This window comes from Steroidobacter gossypii (assembly GCF_016801985.1).
Lineage (GTDB): Bacteria > Pseudomonadota > Gammaproteobacteria > Steroidobacterales > Steroidobacteraceae > Steroidobacter > Steroidobacter gossypii.
Genome location: NZ_JAEVLS010000004.1, coordinates 493,986 through 512,834 on the forward strand (window position 1 = coordinate 493,986; position 18,849 = coordinate 512,834).

Annotated in this window: 13 protein-coding genes; 6 read left to right on the forward strand and 7 right to left on the reverse strand. The window is 61.9% G+C overall.

Annotation, left to right across the window (positions count from 1 at the left end; translation table 11 throughout):
• Positions 1–43: 43 nt before the first annotated feature.
• The 4 genes from JM946_RS19090 to JM946_RS19105 are packed head-to-tail and all read left to right on the forward strand — an operon-like array spanning position 44 to position 5,236.
• A complete protein-coding gene (locus JM946_RS19090) occupies positions 44–700 on the forward strand; it encodes a 2Fe-2S iron-sulfur cluster-binding protein (RefSeq protein ID WP_203168955.1) in 657 nt (218 codons plus the stop codon).
• The gene (locus tag JM946_RS19095; protein WP_203168956.1) at positions 697–1,680 is read left to right on the forward strand and encodes an FAD binding domain-containing protein; all 984 of its coding nucleotides are present in this window, start codon (positions 697–699) and stop codon (positions 1,678–1,680) included. Before JM946_RS19090 ends, JM946_RS19095 begins: the two co-directional genes overlap by 4 nt.
• Positions 1,681–1,687: 7 nt before the next feature.
• Positions 1,688–3,859, forward strand: a complete 2,172-nt coding sequence (locus JM946_RS19100) for a xanthine dehydrogenase family protein molybdopterin-binding subunit (RefSeq protein WP_203168957.1) — start codon at positions 1,688–1,690, stop codon at positions 3,857–3,859.
• A gap of 15 nt (positions 3,860–3,874) precedes the next feature.
• Positions 3,875–5,236, forward strand: coding sequence for an LVIVD repeat-containing protein (locus tag JM946_RS19105; protein WP_203168958.1), 1,362 nt, complete (start codon positions 3,875–3,877; stop codon positions 5,234–5,236).
• 67 nt (positions 5,237–5,303) lie between these two features.
• On the opposite strand, the gene JM946_RS19110 is transcribed toward JM946_RS19105, so the two are convergent.
• The 3 genes from JM946_RS19110 to JM946_RS19120 are packed head-to-tail and all read right to left on the reverse strand — an operon-like array spanning position 5,304 to position 7,694.
• A complete protein-coding gene (locus tag JM946_RS19110; RefSeq protein ID WP_407700583.1) occupies positions 5,304–6,596 on the reverse strand; it encodes a sigma-54 interaction domain-containing protein in 1,293 nt (430 codons plus the stop codon).
• A 23-nt stretch (positions 6,597–6,619) separates the two neighbouring features.
• Positions 6,620–7,372: a peptidylprolyl isomerase gene (locus tag JM946_RS19115; protein ID WP_203168960.1), complete on the reverse strand. Its 753-nt coding sequence runs from the start codon at positions 7,370–7,372 to the stop codon at positions 6,620–6,622.
• A gap of 55 nt (positions 7,373–7,427) precedes the next feature.
• Positions 7,428–7,694: a hypothetical protein gene (locus tag JM946_RS19120; RefSeq protein ID WP_203168961.1), complete on the reverse strand. Its 267-nt coding sequence runs from the start codon at positions 7,692–7,694 to the stop codon at positions 7,428–7,430.
• A gap of 275 nt (positions 7,695–7,969) precedes the next feature.
• On the opposite strand from JM946_RS19120, the gene JM946_RS19125 reads away from it, so the two are divergent.
• Positions 7,970–8,230 carry a hypothetical protein gene (locus JM946_RS19125; protein ID WP_203168962.1) on the forward strand — a complete coding sequence of 87 codons (261 nt, stop codon included), beginning with the start codon at positions 7,970–7,972 and terminating at the stop codon, positions 8,228–8,230.
• Positions 8,231–8,317: 87 nt separating this feature from the next.
• On the opposite strand, the gene JM946_RS19130 is transcribed toward JM946_RS19125, so the two are convergent.
• From JM946_RS19130 to JM946_RS19145, 4 genes are read right to left on the reverse strand one after another with little or no spacing between them, the layout of a single operon-like run.
• The gene (locus JM946_RS19130) at positions 8,318–11,395 is read right to left on the reverse strand and encodes a peptidase domain-containing ABC transporter (RefSeq protein WP_407700575.1); all 3,078 of its coding nucleotides are present in this window, start codon (positions 11,393–11,395) and stop codon (positions 8,318–8,320) included.
• A complete protein-coding gene (locus JM946_RS19135; RefSeq protein ID WP_203168964.1) occupies positions 11,392–12,771 on the reverse strand; it encodes an HlyD family efflux transporter periplasmic adaptor subunit in 1,380 nt (459 codons plus the stop codon). The genes JM946_RS19130 and JM946_RS19135 overlap by 4 nt, the downstream gene beginning before the upstream one ends.
• On the reverse strand, positions 12,735–15,296 hold the full coding sequence (locus JM946_RS19140) for an FHA domain-containing protein (RefSeq protein ID WP_203168965.1): 2,562 nt from the start codon (positions 15,294–15,296) through the stop codon (positions 12,735–12,737). The genes JM946_RS19135 and JM946_RS19140 overlap by 37 nt, the downstream gene beginning before the upstream one ends.
• Before the next feature lie 55 nt (positions 15,297–15,351).
• The gene (locus JM946_RS19145) at positions 15,352–16,833 is read right to left on the reverse strand and encodes an efflux transporter outer membrane subunit (RefSeq protein WP_203168966.1); all 1,482 of its coding nucleotides are present in this window, start codon (positions 16,831–16,833) and stop codon (positions 15,352–15,354) included.
• 276 nt (positions 16,834–17,109) lie between these two features.
• On the opposite strand from JM946_RS19145, the gene JM946_RS19150 reads away from it, so the two are divergent.
• Entirely contained in the window at positions 17,110–18,828 is a 1,719-nt protein-coding gene (locus tag JM946_RS19150) for a serine/threonine-protein kinase (RefSeq protein WP_203168967.1), read from the forward strand.
• Positions 18,829–18,849: the final 21 nt, after the last annotated feature.

Below are 18,849 nucleotides of genomic sequence, written 5' to 3' on the forward strand. Positions count from 1 at the left end.
GCGCTCGGACACTTGGCTCCGCCACTGATGCGGAGACCTTGATATGTCCGAGCAGGACGACAACGCCCTGTTGACTCGCCGTGCCCTGCTCGAAGGCAGCGCGGCAAGCGCCCTGCTGCTGACCACCGGGATGCCGTTGCGATCCGAAGCTGCGGCCGCCGATGAAGTTTCTTTCGCCGTTCACACGAACGTAGTCACATTGCGCATCAACGCGCACGACTCGACGCTCAATCTCGATAGCCGGACGACGTTGCTGGACGTGCTGCGACATCAGCTCGGCCTGACCGGCGTCAAGAAAGGTTGCGACCATGGCCAGTGCGGCGCATGTACCGTGCTCGTCAATGGCCGGCGCATCAATGCGTGCCTCACGCTCGCCGTGATGCATGAGAACGACGAGATCACCACCATCGAAGGTCTCGCGTCCGGCGAGCGGCTCCATCCGCTGCAGTCGGCATTCATCGCGCACGACGGGTTTCAATGCGGCTATTGCACGCCGGGCCAGATCTGTTCGGCCGCCGGCATGCTCGAAGAAGCGCGTCGCGGCTGGCCGAGCCATGCGACGCACAACCTGTGCGCCGCCAATATTCCTTTGACCGATGAGGAAATCCGCGAGCGCATGAGCGGCAATCTATGCCGCTGCGCCGCCTATCCAAACATCGTGAAGGCCATCGCGGCGGCGGCGCACGAGGCGCGGCAATGAAATCCTTCCTGTATGAGCGCGCCACAACCACACAGCAGGCGGTGGACGCGCTGGCCAAACGGCTGGACGCAAAGCTCATCGCAGGTGGCACCAATCTGCTCGATCTCATGAAGCTCGAGATCGAACAGCCCAGGCACCTCATCGATGTCAACTCGCTGCCGCTTTCGAGCATCGAGCCGTTGCCGGGCGGCGCACTGCGCATCGGCGCACTCGTTCGCAATAGCGATCTCGCGGCCGATTCGAGGATTCGGCGTGAGTATCCACTGCTAAGTCAGGCGCTGCTCGCCGGCGCGTCCGGTCAGATTCGTAACCAAGCGACGACCGCCGGTAACCTGCTACAACGAACGCGGTGTTATTACTTCTACGATCCGCGCATGCCGTGTAACAAGCGTGTTCCAGGCTCGGGCTGTGCGGCGCTGAACGGATTCAATCGCATCCATGCAGTGCTCGGCGCGAGCGACCACTGCATCGCGACGCATCCGTCGGATATGGCCGTTGCTATGACGGCGCTCGACGCTCGAGTAGAGACTTTGAGCGCGGCAGGCGCCCGAAGCTTTCCGATCGATCAGCTGTATCGCCCTCCTGGAAGCACTCCACACGTCGAGACTTCGCTCGCTCAGGGCGAGATGATCACGAGCGTCACACTGCCACCTCCGCCGCCCGGCCGTCAGATGTACCGCAAGGTGCGCGATCGGGCGTCCTTCGCCTTTGCTCTGGTCGCCGTCGCTACAATCATCGACGCCGACAGTGTAGCAGTGCGTAACGCTCGAATCGCCTTTGGCGGCGTCGCGCCCAAACCCTGGCGCGGCATAGTCGCCGAGCAGGCACTTCTATCAGCACGCCCCTCGCGCGACGCGCTCGAACAGATCGCAGAGATCGCGCTTGCAGACGCAAGGTCGCAAAAACACAACGCATTCAAAGTACCGTTGGCGAAACGCACTCTCATGCATGCGATCGCGGAGTCCACGCGCGATGGCTGAAAGGAACATGACATCGAACGATCAGATCGCGAGCAAGAACGGTCCGGGATTTCAGCAGATCGGCCAGCCGCTCGACCGAATCGACGGGCGCGCTAAAGTGACCGGAGCTGCCAGATACGGTTATGAGCATATTGTCAGTGACAAATGCGCTTTCGGTTACATCTTGGGCGCCTCGATCGGCAGAGGCCGCATCGTAGCCATCGACGCCCAGGCGGCAACGAAATCTCCCGGCGTCCTGCTGGTCATGACGCACAAGAATGCCCCAGCGCAGGCTCGCTTTGGCGAGCCCACGACTGCGACACCTCGCGAAGTCTTCACCCGCCCCCGCCCCGTCCTCGGCGATGCGCATATTCGCTATTTCGACCAGCCGATTGCCCTGGTCGTGGGTGAAACCTTCGAGGCCGCACGCGCCGCGGCCGGATCGATCGACGTTCGCTATGAAAGGCTGCAAGGCGACTTCGAGCCCGAATTGTGCGCGGCGACCTATCGCCCGGAGCGAACCAATGCGGGGTTTGCAACGGACACCTCCGCTGGCGGTTTCGCCAAGGCCTTCGCGCAAGCGCCCGTCAAGGTCGATGCGACCTACACCACGGCGTTCGAAAGTCACAATCCCATGGAGCCGCATGCAGCCATCGCGCAGTGGGAAGGCGATCGGGTCACCATTTACACCGGAACGCAGACGCTTGCGAACGTGCGAGCGTGTGTCGCTGGCACGCTGCAGATCCCGCTCGATAGCGTCAGAGTCGTGAGTCCCTTCATCGGCGGCGGGTTCGGGTCCAAGCTCATTGCGCATGCCGACATCATGCTGGCTGCGCTTGCTGCGCGAGTCTTGCAACGGCCAGTGAAAGTTGCGATGACACGGCAGCAGATGTTCGCTAACGCCGGCCATCGGCCCCTGTCGATTCAGCAGGTACGACTGGGCGCCGATCGCGACGGCAAACTTATCGCCATCGGTCACGAGGTGTGCTCTTCGACAGCTCGGTTCGAGGAATTTACCGAGCAAACCGGGGTGTTCACGCGCTCGCTCTACGCCGCCGATCATCGCGTGACGCGACACCGGCTGATGCGACTCGACACCAATCGTGGCGAATGGATGCGTGCGCCGGGCGAAGCGCCGGGCATGCTTGCTGTGGAGTCGGCAATGGATGAGCTCGCGCATGCTTTGCAACTCGATCCCATCGAACTGCGGATTCGTAACGAGCCCAATCTGGATGGAACGAGCCTGGATCCGGACCGCGGCATTCCCTTCTCGAGTCGCAATCTCATCGAATGCATGCGGCGCGGAGCTCGTTTGTTCGGATGGGAAAGACGCAGCGCTCGCCCCGGTGCAATTCGTGAGGGTCGCAAGCTCATCGGCCACGGGATGGCTGCGGCGATTCGTCCCAACTACATCGGCCCGAGTCGTGCTCGCGTCGTCCTGGAGCCTCGCGGGACGCTTCGAGTGCAGCTCGATATGACCGATATCGGCACAGGCACTTACACCATCCTGACGCAGATTGCGGCGGACGTGATGCAGATGCCTCCAGCCTCCATCAAGGTCGAGCTCGGTGACAGCCAGTTGCCAACGACCGCCGGATCCGGCGGCTCGTGGGGCGCGGCGAGCGCCGGCTCCGCTGTGCACGACGCGTGTACAAAGTTGAAGCGTCAGCTGCTGGATCTGCCCGGAATCCCGCCGGGCGGTTTGCAAGCCGAAGGGTCCGTCACCCGCAGTGCTGAATACGACCGCTACTCTCAACACGCGTTCGGCGCTCACTTCGCCGAAGTTGCCGTCGATCTCGACACCGCGGAAATTCGCGTTCGCCGCATGCTCGGCGCCTTCGCCGCCGGCCGCATCTTGAATCCCAAGACGGCGCGATCGCAGATCGTCGGCGGAATGATCTGGGGCATCGGCGCGGCGCTGATGGAGCAGACCCTGCTCGATCCGCTTCATGGCGCCTTCATCAATCACGACCTCGCGGAATATCACATTCCGGTGAATGCGGACGTCGGGCAGATCGACACGGTCTTCATCGAGGAAGTCGACGAGCGCGCCAATGTCTTCGGCAGCAAAGGCATCGGCGAGCTCGGCATCTGCGGCGCCGGCGCGGCAGTCGCCAATGCCGTCTTCAATGCAACCGGAATTCGAGTTCGCGAGTTCCCCATCACACTCGAGAAGTTGCTGCCGTTTCTTCCCGGCTGATTTCGGAGTCATGTCATGCTGAATCGTCGCGCAGTGATGCAGGGCCTGGCGGCAACGAGCTTGCTCGCCGGCGCTCGCAGCTGGAGCGAGCAACGGCCTTCCAGGCCCACAGGCTCGCAGGCCTGGAACGTCGAAGCCATCGCCTATCACGATCTCAAGCGGCGTCCCGGCTTCAAGATGACGCTTCTGGAGCGTGACCGCCGCTGGTATCTGTACACCGGCTGCTTCTGGCATCGCGGTTGGAACATTCTGGACGTCACCGACCCCGCGCGTCCGGAGTTGGTGAACTTCCTGGAAGGACCGCGGAACACATTCACGTTGCAAGTGGACCTGGCCGACAACACCCTCATCACCGGCCTGGAAAAAGGGCTTGAAAATGCGCCGTGGGGCCTGGATCCGCAGGGCTCTTATGAAGAAGGCGTGCTGCTGTGGGATCTCACCGATCCCATCAAGCCCCGGCAAGTGGGTCACTACCGAACTGGCGGGCGCGGCACGCATCGCAATGCCTATCAAGGCGGCCGCTACATGCATCTCGCCGCCGGCGCATCCGGATACAGCGGAAATATCTACTCGATCGTCGACATCCAGGACCGCGCGCATCCGCGCGAAGTCGGTCGATGGTGGGCGCCCGGACAGGAAAGCGCTCGGGATGCTGGCGCTGCGCGCACCGAGCGAGAGCAGGCGACATCGCACGGCATGTGTCACATCGAAGGCAAAGACGTCTCGCTGCATGGGCCGGCGGTGATCGAAGGCAATCGCGCCTGGTTGCCCTATGGCGCGGCCGGTCTCATTGTGCTGGACATCTCGGATGTGAGACAGCCGAAACAGATTGCTCGGATTCCATTCAGCCCGCCGTTTCATTCGACCTTCGGCGTGCACACCGTCATGCCAGTCGCCGAACGGGGCGTTGCCTATGTCAGCTCGGAAGATACTTCGTATGGCAAAGGCGCCGCGCACTTCGCGGGCATCGTGGATATCCGTGAGCCCACTCGCCCCACGCTCATCTCGCTGTTTCCAGAACCGATTCCGCCCGCAGGCGCCAGCTATCGAAGTTTCTCCGAGCGCCCGGGCTGGAGCGGCCCGCACAACACCAACCAGTTGCAGCACAATCCCGCAGTCCAGAAACAAGGCGACCTGTTCTACATGGCGCACTTCAACGCGGGCCTGCGGATCTACGATGTCTCACATGCCCGTCTGCCGCGTGAAGTCGGCTGGTTCATGCCGCCCGATCCGACCGAGCGACTCGGCCCCATGCCGCAGGGGCCCCTGGTGACGCAAACCGAGGATGTGCTGGTCGACCGTCGAGGCAACATCTTTATCACCGACAAGAACCAGGGGCTCTGGGTGCTCCGTTATACCGGCCCGCGCGCGCCGTAGAGGATTGCAGAGGTCGAGCCGGGGCCAACACAGCCTGCGCGGGTGTTGGATCGAGCGGATCAGTCGATCAAGTCGCAGTGGTAGATGACGCGCCAGAAGCGGCGCCGTGTATGGGTGCTTTGGCTGCAGTGCGCCGAGCGTTGAGCCCGTGCTTCTTGAGCAGCGTTTGTACGTGGCTTCGATTCATGCCGATATTGCGCGCGAGGTTGGTCACGCTGAAGTTCGCCTTCGCCAGACACTCCTGCAGATAGATGCGCTCGGCTTCATCGCTCGCCTTGCGCTTGGCGTCGAGCAGCGACGTCGCTGCCGCGTCAGGCTCGGCTTGTACAGCGCGCTCCGGCACTCGGCTGCGCACATTCTCCGGCAGATGCTCGATATCCGCGGTGTCGGCGGCCAGGCAGGAGATGCGAAAGATGATATTGCGCAGCTCGCGAATGTTGCCCGGATAATCGTAAGCATCGAGGAAGCTCGTCAGCCGTCGCGACAACTTCACCGGCTGCCGCTGCAGCCTCGCCGCCGCCTCGTTGGCGAGATATTCGATCAACAGCGCAATCTCGTCGCGGCGTTCGCGCAGTGCCGGCAAGGTGAGATGAATGATGCTGAGTCGATAATAGAGATCTTCTCGAAACGCGCCGGCCTTGCACATCTCCAGGAGATTCTTGTTGGTGGCGGCGACGATGCGAGCGTCGACGCTGATGACCTGGTCGGAACCGACGCGCTGAATCTCGTTGGATTGCAGAACGCGCAGCAGCTTCACCTGTCCGATCAGAGGCAGCTCGCCGATTTCGTCCAGGAAGATGGTGCCGCCGTTGGCAGCTTCGAATTTGCCCGCGCGATCGGCGCTCGCGCCCGTGAACGCCCCACGCTTGTGGCCGAATAACTCGGACTCGAGCAGATTCTCGGGAATCGCTCCGCAATTCACGGTGATATACGGACGCTCCGCGCGGTTGCCGTTCGCGTGGATGACTTTCGCCATCAACTCCTTGCCTGTGCCGCTCTCGCCATCGATGAGCACGGGCAGATCGGTACGCGCGGCCTTCTCGGCAATCTCCAATGACTCGATCAGCTTCGGGCTGTCGCCAAATACGCCTTCGAACTGAAAATCTCTCTCCAGCAGCGCATGCCGACGTTGCGCGACGCTCAGGTTGCGAGGCGTCGAGGCGCTCGCCTTGACGAAGCGCTCCGTGTGCGAGAGCCGCAACACTTCCTCGCGCAGCGTGGTGCATTGATTCAGGAGCTTGTTGATCTGCGGCCGGTCGAGACTCTGCGCCCAACGCAAGGTGGAGCGCAGAATCTCGATCTTCTCCAGCAAGGCTGCATAGGAAATCGTCGTCTCGGGCTGCAAGTCGACGGTCTTCATTGCGGCCATGGCTTGAGCTCCGATCACATGATCTCGAGCCGGTGCTCGCTGGCCTGCGCCGCCAGCCATTGCTCCTTGAGCAGGCGACGGATCTCCGACTTGGTGTCCTCGTCCAGCGTGGCCGGCCGCTTGTCGTTGATCATGAAAATCTCGAAGCAGGTGCCATCCGCGGAGGCGAACGGCCCGAGAATCTCACCCGGCTTGGCATGGAACACTTTGGCCTCCACATCGCCGCGCAAGGCGCCGCGCAGCACGCTGCCGATATGACCGCCTGAGCTGCGCGTATCGGCAATGGAGTGCTCCTGTGCGAGCCCGGAGAACTGTTCCGGCTCGTCGCTCAGGATCGCCATGATCTCCCTGGCGGTGCCTTCGGACTCCACCACGATGTGACTCACGTCGATGCTGTCGAACTGCGGCGAGTTCAGACGGAAGAACTGCTCCACCTTCTCCTCGGTGACCACCTGTTCCATCATCTTCTCGAAGCACAGCATTTCGGTCACGAACTGCTCGTACTCCTCGGGCGTGACCTTCAAGCCTTCCAGGTAACGCCGCATATCCACCGCGCGGTGCAGCCCATTCACGCGGCGGATCTGGTCGGCGCGCTCCTGAACCGCTTCGGGCGTCAGCCGGATGCCGAGTCGCCTGGCCGAATGCACCGCGAGCTTTTCCTGGACGACATCATCGATGAGCGCGTCGAACCGGCCGCTCAACTTCAGCAGCTTGACGAAGCTGTCGGAGCTGATGATCTCGTCATTGATGCGAATGAGATTAGTCATGACGATCACTCCCCGAGAAATGTAACTTGGAAATAAACATCCATCGCGGACATCGCTACTGTGATCCGTCCTCGCGCGTTCGTCCAGGCCGTCTAAAGTGCATGTTCGGTTGCAAGGGCTCGATCGGCAGCGGACGAAGATGCGCCGACCATCGATTGCTGGCGGCGCGCATGCCGGTGGCGCTGTGCCTGGTGTGCAGCAGGAAGAATGCGGTCGTTTGTTTCGGCCAAAGCTTGCGTGCGCCGAGACCGATGATCGCGCGCATCGCCTCGCGATCCAGCTCGATGCTCTGTTCGAGGTCCGCAATGATGAGCTCGCTCATGACTCCCCCCTCGCTTGCGCCGTCGATGACGGTTTCATTCCAACATCGCGAGCGAATCGTGTTGGCGCCGACCCAACTGCCCGAGCTGCGTGGCCGCCGCGCCGCGTTGCACGAATGTTTGCTCGCTCAACTATTTCTCCGCTCGCATCAGCCACCTATAAAAATCATTCGGCTCCGTGACAGCCCCTGGCATGCCGCCTGCAATTTCCTGGTCAAGCGCGACGCAAAGCGCTTTGACGGCAACCCACTCAACCACTTGTTCCGGAGTTACTGACATGAACACTTTGAGCATCAACGACATCAACGTTTCTGAAGCCCTCGATCGCGCGGCGATGACCGAACTGAACGGCGGTAGCGCGTATCACTACAAGGGCGCCACGATCTACACCAGCGCCTGGAGTGGCTACACGCTGATGTCCGCGCAGTACCAGGGCTACGCCTACCACGACGGCGGCTGGGCCCGTAAGTACTCCGAAACCTGGCGCCGTACTCGAGTCCAGACGGAGTACAGCTACTGGGATCACTTCGTGAAGTAAGCCTCGCGCTCGTCGCAGGGCGGAGGTCCGAAAGGACCTCCGCCTTTTTGTTTGCAACCGGCTCGAATCACAACGAAGCGACCGCCCTTACGCCGCGCTCATCATCTGCTTCTGCACCAGCTGGTGATACATGCCTCGCCGCTCGATCAGCTCGGCATGCACGCCTTCCTCCACGATGCTGCCGTTGTAAAGCACCAGGATCTTGTCCGCATTCATGATCGTGCTCAGTCGGTGCGCGATGACGATCGAGGTGCGCCCCTTCAGCACGTCCTGCATGTTGCGAAGAATGTTGCTTTCGGATTGGCTGTCGAGCGCCGAGGTGGCCTCGTCCAGAATCAGCACCCGAGGATCGTGATACAGCGCTCGGGCGATGCACAGGCGCTGCGCCTGCCCGCCCGACAGGCCCATGCCTCGCTCGCCGACGACCTGCTCGTAGCCGAGCGGCATGGCGCTGATGAAGTTGTGAGCATCGGCCATCTTGGCCACCTCGACCACTCGGCGTCGGTCGGGATTCTCGTCGCCGGCCGCGATGTTCTCGGCCACCGTACCCGAGAACAGCAGATTGTTCTGCATCACATAGCCGAGCTGCGCCCGGTAATATTCCTTCTCGACCAGCTTCATGTCGTAGCCGTCGACATAGATGGTGCCTTCGCTCGGTCCATAGAAGCCCGCAATCAGCTTGGCCAGGGTGGTCTTGCCGGAGCCGCTCTGGCCCACGATGGCGACCAGCTGGCCGGGCTCGACGGCGAAGCGCAAGCTCTCCAGCACGAAACGACTGTCGTTGCCGCCGTAACGGAAGAACACGTTGTCGAAGCGGATGTCGCCCTTGAGATCGGGCAGCATGATGCGCGATTCGATGTCCTGCGGCCGCTGTTCGGGCTCCAGATCCAGCACATCGCCCAACCGCTCCATCGCAACCCCGGTCTCCTGCAGCTGATCCCACAGGCCGATCAGGCCCATGACGGGCGAGATGGCGCTACCCATCAACATGGTGAACGCGATCAGCTGGCCGATGGACAGCTCACCGTTCAGCACCTGTGTGGCGCCGATCCACAGAATCACGACCGAGCCGGCCGCGCTCAGCAGTTGTCCGGTGAATCCCACCAGCAGGTCGAAGCGCTGCGCGCGGTACTGCACATCCAGCGCTTTGGCGTAGCGGCCTTCCCAACGCATGCGCATCGGGCGCTCGATGCCCATGGCCTTGACCGTCTCCGCGCCGCTGAGCGTCTCCATCAGCACCGACTCGGCGTCGGTGGACGTCTCGAACGAGCGCCGTGCGTATTGTTTGATTCTTGGCGTCACCAGCACGGTGAGCACCCCGAGCGGCACCATGAAGGCGATCAGCAGCAGGGTCAGCTTGACGCTGTAGAGAAACATCACGAAGAAGTAGATGAACGCCATCAGCGCGTTCAACAGGGTGCTCACCGTCGACTCGGTGAGGAAATTGCGCACCTTCATGTTCTCCTGGAACCGCGCAAAGATGTCGCCGGTGCGTCGTTTGTTGAAAAAATCCAGCGGCAACGACAGTGTGTGCCGGAAGAACTGCGAGATCATCTCGAAATCGAGATTGCGCCGGATGTAATTGGCCAGAAAGCCGCGCATCAGCGTAGTCAGCTTGGTGAACACGTGGGTGATGATCAAGCCCACGATCAGCACGTGCAGCAGATTGATATTGTTGTGGACCACCACGCGATCGAGGATGTTTTGCACGATGATGGGCGGTGCGACGCCCAGCAGCTCGATCACCAGAGTGGCCATGGCCACGTAACCCAGCACGCGCTTGAACGGCTTGAGGTAGCCGACGAAGCGCATCCACGGCGACTGGTCGGCCCGAGTCGGCGAAAAGTCGGCGCCCGGCGTGAACACCAGACAAGTGCCGGTCCAACCCTTCTCGAAATCCGCGGCGTCCATTTTCGCGAAGCCGCGGCCCGGGTCGGCAACCCACACGTGTTGTTTCGACACGCCGTAAACCACGATGTAGTGGTATCCCTCCCAGTGCGCGATGAATGGCAACTCGAAGCCCAGCATGGAGTCGTATGTGCACTTCATGCCGCGAGCATTGAACCCCAGCGACTCGCCCACTCGCGCGAGACTGTCGAGCGTGGCGCCCTCGGTCGTGACATTCGCCATCTCGCGCAATTTTCCTAGCGTGATGCCGATGCCATAGCGCTTGCAGATCATGGCGAGGCAGGCGGCGCCGCAGTCGGCTTCTTCCGCTTGTTCCACCAGCTCGAAGCGCGGCAGAACTTTCTCTCCGGCGCCGGCGCGACCGGTGAAGTCGAGCAACAAGCGACGGCCTCTGCGTCCGGCGAGTTGTTTCTGTCGCTCGAGCTCACGATCGGCGGTCTTGATCCTGTTTTCCAGGAATTCCTTGATCTGCGGCTTGCGCTCCAGCAGCAGCCGCAACGTGTCGGTGGGAATCACCAGCAGCACCGAATCGGTTTCAGCGATCACCGAAGCCGGCTGCTCGCCGGCATTGAGCGCCGCGGACTCACCGAAGAACTCGCCTTGCCGAGCAGTGCCGATGGAATACTGTGTGCCTTGTTCTTCGCGCGTGATCCTGACTTTGCCTTGCCGCACCACATAGAGTCGGCGGTCTTCGGAGGATCCTTGCGTCAGCACGGTGGCGCCCGCTTCCACACGCTTGACGCCGAGACTGCGCACCAGCTGCGCAAGTTCAGCCTGCTCCACCTTGCCTTTGAGATCGAACAGGCGGCTGACCGCACCGCCGGCCATGCGTATCGCTGTGTAGCTGGTGAGAAACGTCGCAGCATCCTTGTTGTTGGCGAGCACGGGTGCGATGGCCTCGCGCGACAGGAACAGAATCTCGGTCTTGGCGGAGGCGCGGGCCGAAACGTCGTGGACATGCTCGCGCAATGCGCCGATCTCGGCCACCACATCGCCCGCCTTACGCACGCCCTGGCTGACTTCCTTGCCATTGTCGTCACTGAACAGCCGGACGCTGCCCGAGCGCACCACGTACAAGCCGGTGTTCTTCTGTCCCGCCTCGAACACGGGTTGTCCGAACTCGTACCAGTGCGAATCCACATACGTCGCCAGCTGCTGCAGATCGGCGGCGGTGAATGCGGAGAACATCTCGACCGTGGCGAGAAATTCGACCACGGCGTCATCGGCCAGCGAGCGGAGTTCTTTCATGAGAGTCATCCGACGGAGTTTCGCAAGGGATCGAGCGCCAGATCGATCAGGCGCCGATGGTCGACCACGATCTCGACCTTGACTGCCATTCCGTAGCGAACCGGCGTCGGCACTTCATTGACCAGGAAGTGATCCCGCTCGAGCCCGACGCGCGCCTTGTAGACGATCTGTTTGGTGTCGCGATTGGTGGTCGAGGCCGGCGCGATGTGCTCCAGCTCGCCCTGCAGGACACCGTAACGTTGAAATGGAAACGCATTCACCTTGACTCGCACCGGCATGCCGGGCTTGAGGAACGCTCGATCCCGCTCGTGGATTTCGATGTCGAGCACCTTTCTCGAGCCCTTGGGCGCGATCAGCACGACCGGGGTTTTCTCGTCGACTTGGGCGCCTACATCGGTGAACGTCACCGCGGTGACCACGCCATCGACGGGCGCGCGGACGCGCATGAAGTTGTCCTCGTCGATGTCATCGTAGCTGACGCGCGACGCCGCTCTGGCCTTGGCTCGCGCCAGTCGGAAATCGGTTTCCGCCTGCTCCTCCTCCTGAGTCATGCGCACCAGCATGTTCTCGAACTGAGCCTGCGACGCGATCAGTTCCTGGGATTTCTTTTGCAGCTCGGCTTTGCGCTTGTCGTACTCCTGCATCAAGGTCACTTCGAACTCGCCGAGCTCGCCCTCGGCCAGTTTGTAGTCCAGGGTTTTCTCACGCAGCATATTGCGCTTCTCTTCCACTTGATCGCGCGACAGGCCGCCGTTGCCAGGCGAGTTGAACAAACGCTCGTGTTGATCCACGACACGCTGCGCCTGATCGCGTTCGGCGGCCGCCTTCGCCAATTTGGCGCGCGCCTTCTCCAGTTTCAGCTGTTGCTCTTCCGACAGCTTCGCCACACCCTCCGCTGCGCGCCAGCGATGATCGCGCTCATCGGCGGCGATCTTGGCCTTGAGCGCCTCGAGATCTTTTTCCATGGCTTTCTTTTTCAGCGGAAACATTTCTCTGCCGCGCTCCGCCGCGGCCAGATGCACGGCCGCCTGCGACGCTTGCCCGGCCAGCTCGATGGCGCTCGGCGAATTGATGCGAGCCACGACATCGCCCTTCTCGATCGGCATGCCCTCGGTCACATACACGTTGACCAGCTCGCCCTTGAGCGGCAGATACACGCCCTGCTGTTCGAGCTCGGGCTTCACCACGCCCTGGCTCTGCACGATCACATCGGCCTTGCCGAAGAACGACCAGAGCACGGCGGCGATCAGCAGCCCGAACAGCACCAGGATGGTGCCGCGGATCAATCTCGAGGGTTGATCGGTGAGAATCGCGACGCCTTCCGGACCGTGGTCCTCGAGGAAACGATTCAGTCCTTTCTTGGATCGGTAGTAGACTGTACCCATAACGATTGCTCCGAGATCTCCGGCAGCAGATCCAGTTTCGCGTGCAGCAGCACCGGCTCCAGCACGATGTCCAGATCCTGCAACCAGCGCCGTTGGCGCTGCACTTCGTCGGCGACGTCCCGCTGCAGCGTCTGCCACTCCGGAGGCGCCTGCATTTGCAGCATCTGATAAGTTCGTGCGCCCGTGCTGATCTCTCGATAGGCGCTGGAAAGACGCTTGGCTTGAGCGGAGAAGCGCGGCGAGACGCGCTCTTCCACGCGAATCACGCCCGAGATGCCGCCAGCGGTTTGATATTCGCTCCAATGACCGCGAGCGCGATCCAGCGTTCGATCCAAGCGCGGCAATACCTGCTCGCGATGAGCGACAAAGTCCGCCTCCAGCGCGCGAATCAAATGTTCGTCTTCATTCGGTCGCAGCCCGGACCACATCACGAGCAGGCGGTCGTAGTAACCATCGGTCCCCTTGGCCGCGCGTAGAGCGTTGTAGTCGGCGCCGATCTTTTCATAGCGATCGATCTGCCGGGCGGCCACTTCACCCCAGGGCGCATCCTTCACCGACTTCAACGTAGCGATGGCCTCATCGTGTTTGCCCGCATTCCAGGCGGCCGCGGCTTCGGCGTGCTTGGCGATGATCTCGGCAGGCGGTAGCTGTTTCTCCAGCCAGATATCGACGTGCTCTGCGAAGACGGGCGTGCGGAACTGCGCGGTCCGGCTCAAATGCACCAACTGCAGCAGCTCTTTCTGACGAATCAGTTGACTCAGCGTGTCGTAGCGAGCGAGGTCGTCGCGCAGTGCGTCGACGCCGATCACGCGCGGATAGTTGGCGGCGAATTCGTTGATCAGCTTGCCGATGGCGCCGCGATCATCCCGCCGTAAGGCGGCTTCGATGGAGGTACGCAGTTGTCCGATGGCCTTCACGTAGATCGCGTTGTCGCTGCGCAGACTGGTCAGGTAGCTGAAAACGCGGGTGTGGATCGGCTCGAAGTGCGGCTCGCGCGTGACCATCTGATCCATGATTTGCTGGTGTCTGAAGCTGTTGGCGCGCCACTCGTCCACCAGCGCCGTGATCACCGGCTCGTGTCGGAACATGGCGATCGGGGAATTGGCACCGCCGCGCTCGGCGATGTGCGCTTCCACTCTGCCTGCCCACGCGAGTGTGTCGATCATCTGCTGACCGCGCGGAATGAATGGATATTGCTTGCGCTGAGCGGCAAGGAACTGGTCCGCGGCGGTGAAGTTTTCCTGCTCCATGAACTTCATCCACGTCGGCACGATCGCTTTGGTCAGCGCTTCTTCGGCCCAGGCGCCCGCCTCGAAATCGTCGCTACTGTGCTCGAGATATCGGTTGGCCACCTTGGCGCTCTCGGTGTATTGGCCCTGAGCAAGCAGATCCTTGATACCGCGGCGGTCCATGCCGATGAGATAAGTGATGGCGGCGGCGATCACGATTGCGCCGAGCACGATCGCCGCACCCCATGCGGCACGCCGGCTGACCGAGCCGCCTCCACCGAGTGCGCGCCAGACCTGTCTGAGCATCAGCTGATATTTTCGGATCCCGGTGGGAGGTGCGCGCAGCTGCTGCACCTCAGCCGTCCTGGCCACGCTGCTGCTCTCGCTCGTTCCTCCTACAAACTCGTCGTCCGCGCAAAAGACATTGATGAACGAGTCCGCGGAACTGACGAAGCGTGTGCGATTTGTGCCAGCGCGCGATTCGACCGGAGACGGCTCGCTTGGCATGGCCTGCTCCGGTTGATCAGCGACGACAGCCTCATCGGCGAATGCGACGGGTTCCGCCGCTTCGGCCGCAATCGCCGGCTCTGGACGGCGCATCACCGTCCCGGCGAATTGAGTGGGCTCATGCAGGACTTCGATCCGAGCCTTGTAAGAAAACTGTGGATCGCCGAACGCGATCACGTCGCCGTTGGACAGCGGGCGTGCGCGCTCGTCGAGCCTGGCTCCCGAGACGAAGGTGCCATTGGAGCTGCCTAGGTCCTCGATGCTGACGCGTCCGCCTCTGATCGCGATCACTGCGTGTCGGCGTGACAGACGACGCCAGGCCGCGGGCAAGCGTTCCTTGTAGTGCTCGAACTCGCCTTCGTTGCGTGAAATCAAAAATGGAAAGCGCTCGATGGCGATCGCATCCAGCCCGCCTGCCGGATCCTCCGGCACCAAGGTGAGGCGCAGCGCTGGCGCTTTGTCGACCGCCTGCTCGGTGGCCGAGTGAATCTCCACCCGAAACTCCACAGCCTCGCCGAACGTGATGCGATCGTTGTTTCGCAACGTGGCGGCGACGTTGTGCTTCAGCTCGCGCTCGTTGACGCGCGTGCCGTTGCGACTGCCCAGATCGGTGACGAAGACCTTGCCGCCTTCCTGGAACACACGCGCGTGGCGACGCGACAGGTTCTCCGCCGCCTCCCCCAACCTGGACGCGAACGGCTCTTCGTTTCTACCGATTGCGAACAGATCGTCGACGATGTCGATGTCGCCCACGCGCGGGTGAGAGATAGGTTTGAGGATGACTTTCATGATCGGACCATCATGAGTGGATGGCAGCGGCGCACTCATACGAGCTCGCTCGCGCTCACTTTTCACTCTGGGAAACTTTGACTTTGGGCTCCACCCCGGGCCGTGCCGACTCCCAGCCGCCGCCCAGCGCTTTGTAAAGCGTGACGGTGTCGGTGAGCACCAGCTGATACATCGACAGGATCTCCTGCTGCGCGGCCAGCAGAGTCCGCTCGGTATCGAACACCTCCAGCTGCGACACCAGCCCTTCACGCAGACGCGCGTCCTGCACGTTGCGCACCACTTGCAGATCGGCGACTTGCGCTTCGAGCTCTTTGATCTGCTGGCGCCGCGCATTCAGATTCACCAGCGCGATCTCGACTTCTTCGTAAGCTTCCAGCACGGTCTTGCGATATTCCTCTCGCGCAATGCGCACGTCCGCTTCGTTGAGCTTCACATCGATCTTGAGATCGCGATCGAACAGCCCGGCCCAGGACGCGGCCAGGCCGAACGTCCAGGTATTGATCACGGTGGAGACGAAACTGGTGCCGGTCTTGGCCGCGCCGGTGAGCGAGAAGGTCGGCAAGCGCGCCAGGCGAGCCTTGCCCACCAGGTGGTGCGCCTGGAGCACGTTGTATTCCGCCTTCAATACGTCGGGCCGCCTCGCCAGCACATCGGCGGGCAACACTTCGGGCATTTCGATGATCCGCACACTGTCGCGCAGGCTGCCGACCGGCACGGACAACTCGCCCGCCGGCACACCGAGCAAGGTGGCCAGCTTCAGCTCGGACTCGGTGCGTCCGCGCCGCAGTTCGATCAAACGATTTTGCAGACCATTGATCTCGGCCTTTTGCGAGCGGATCCTGGTCTCGGGCACCATGCCCTCCTTGTGCTGGGCATAGTAGATGTCGAGCAGTTGCTCGGCCTGGCGTTTCGAATCGACCTGCTGCGCGATCTGCTCATCGAACTGGCGGATCTGGAAATAACGTTCAGCGACACTCGCGATCAGAGTGAGCTGCGTGCCGCGCCAATCCATCTCGGTGGCGCGATAGCGCGCGTCGGCGGCCTGCATGTCCTTGCGGATCTTTCCCCAAAGATCCAGCTCCCACGTCAAGGCCGCACCCAGCGACTCCGTTTCGCGTGTGGTGGCGGATTTCTGGTTGTTACTTTTGCCGCGCGCGATGCTATCGGCTGGCGACACTGCCAGCTTGGGCGTCTGACTGAACCGATCCTTGCCCAGCTGGATGCCGGCGCGATCCAGGCGCAGCGCCGCAATGCGCATGTCCAGGCCTTGATCGATGGCGCGTTGAATGAGCTGGAGCAGATAAGGATCGCCGAAGCCATGCCACCAGTCCGGTTGAATCACCTCGGACGTGGAGATCTCGCGACCTTCCAGGTGCGACCACTGCGGCTTGTCCGCAACTTCGGGACGCTCGTACGCGGGGCCCTGGATGGTGCCGCAACCGGCGGCGCCCATGAGCACGGCGCTAGCCACGAAGGAAGCGGCGAGTGTCGGCCATCGAATCCTTTCGACGCGATCGAGCGGACCACGTTGATTCACGGTCGTTACCCCATTTCCCCGAGTCCCTTCGGTTCGATGATTTGTGATGGCGGCAGCGATGCGCCACATGTGAGGTGACCAGCATAGCGAGCCGCGCAGCTCGTCACCACTGGTCGTTCGATTTAGTTTCTATATCACTTTCTGTGTCGGTGAGAGTCGCACGAGATTTTGTTTTGATCGCGATGCAAGATGATGTTCTCGCCCGCTCATTTGGCCACTTCTATTTTTGTTACACTGCTCACACGATATTTCATTGGCACTGCACACGAGCTCCACGTGCACGAGCTGAGCACCGAACTCGGAAGATTCATTGGCGGCGCGATCACTCTGGATCAATTGCGCGCGGTGTTTCGCGCCTATCTCCTACAACATCCGCGCGAGCGCGAATCGCTCTCGCATTGGCTTCGCAATACCGTCGAAGAAGGCCGACTGTCGGCGACTGTCTGGTTGACCTTGAGAGATCTGTTCGAGTCGCCGGAACAGTTCAAGACCGAGTACGCAGGTGCGACTCGCGACCTCGGTAGTGAGACTGCTCACGCCCGTAAGTCCGTCCATGCCAAGCCGCCGCTGTTCGATGAGTCGCCGAAGGTCTCGTACGACACGCTCGTACCACAGATGGTGGTGAAGGATCGGTTTGTGCTGGTCGAGAAGCTCGGCAGCGGCGGCATGGGCCAGGTGTTCAAGGCGCGCGATCGGCGACGCGAGGAGGCACACGATCGCCAACCTTTCATCGCACTCAAAGTGCTGAATAAAGAAGTCAGCGCGCATCCCGAATCGTTTATGGCGTTGCAGCGCGAAGCACGTCGCGCCAGCACCCTCGCCCATCCCAACGTCGTCACGGTCTATGACTTCGATCGCGACGGCTCGCACATCTTCATGACGATGGAGTATCTCGAAGGTCGCGCGCTGGATGATTTCATCGACGAACGTTGCGCCGACGGCGGCCTGCCGCTCGCCGAGGTGCTGCCCATCATCCGTGGTGTGGCGGCGGCGCTGGAGTACGGACACCAGAAGCGCATCGTGCACTGTGACCTGAAGCCAGGAAACATCTTTATCTGCAAGGACGGCACGGTGAAGGTGCTCGATTTCGGCATCGCCCGACTGATTCACCCTACGGACACTCGCAGCGAACAGACCTTGTTCGACCCGGCGCAGGTGCTGCACGGTTTGACTCCGGCGTACGCTTCGTTGGAGATGTGGAAGCAGGCAGACCCGGATCCGCGCGACGACATCTACGCGCTCGCGTGTGTAACTTATGAGTTGCTCTCCGGGCAACACCCCTTCGATCGACAGTCCGCCAAGATCGCCCATGAGCGCAAGCTTGCGCCGAAGCGCATTGAATCGCTGAGCCGCACGCAGTGGGAGGGTTTGAAACGAGGGCTCGCCGTCCTTCGCCAGGACCGCACGCCCACCGTCAGCGAGTTCATCAGCAGCTTCACGCCGCAAAGCCGTCTGAAGAAATATGCGGTTCCGGGCGCGGTGGTCGGCGTGCTCGTCACCGTCGCCGCCGTGGCGGTGAGCGCCCGCTACTATCGTGTGGCGGTGGAAGACTCCACGATGGAGGTCCTGCAGTGTGCGCAGATTCCCAAGCCCGCCGCGCCCCAAACGGAAGGTTCGCAGCCGCCGCCCACCCCCGAACAGCAGCGGGAGATCGAGGACCATCTCGCGCTGGCCAAGGATTTCATGCTCGACGCCACGCCGGCAACGCGCATCGAAGATCTCAAATACATCCTCAGCGACGGCCCCAACAGCGTCAATGACATTCTCAATGGCGTGCTGCGGCTCCACCCCACCGATGCGCAGGCGCTACAGTTGAAGGCGGATGTCGCGAACTTATATGCGGAGCGAGCGCGCGTGCTATCGGGCCAGCAGCGCGTCACCGAGGCGCTGGATCTGGTTCGCTATGGCCGCCAGGTGCTGCCCTCGAGCCAGGAACTGTTCCGACTCGAGCAGAGCATCTGTCGGATGGATGCTCTGGCTCGAAACCAACATTAGATCCCGCGCAGCCAAAGTCGC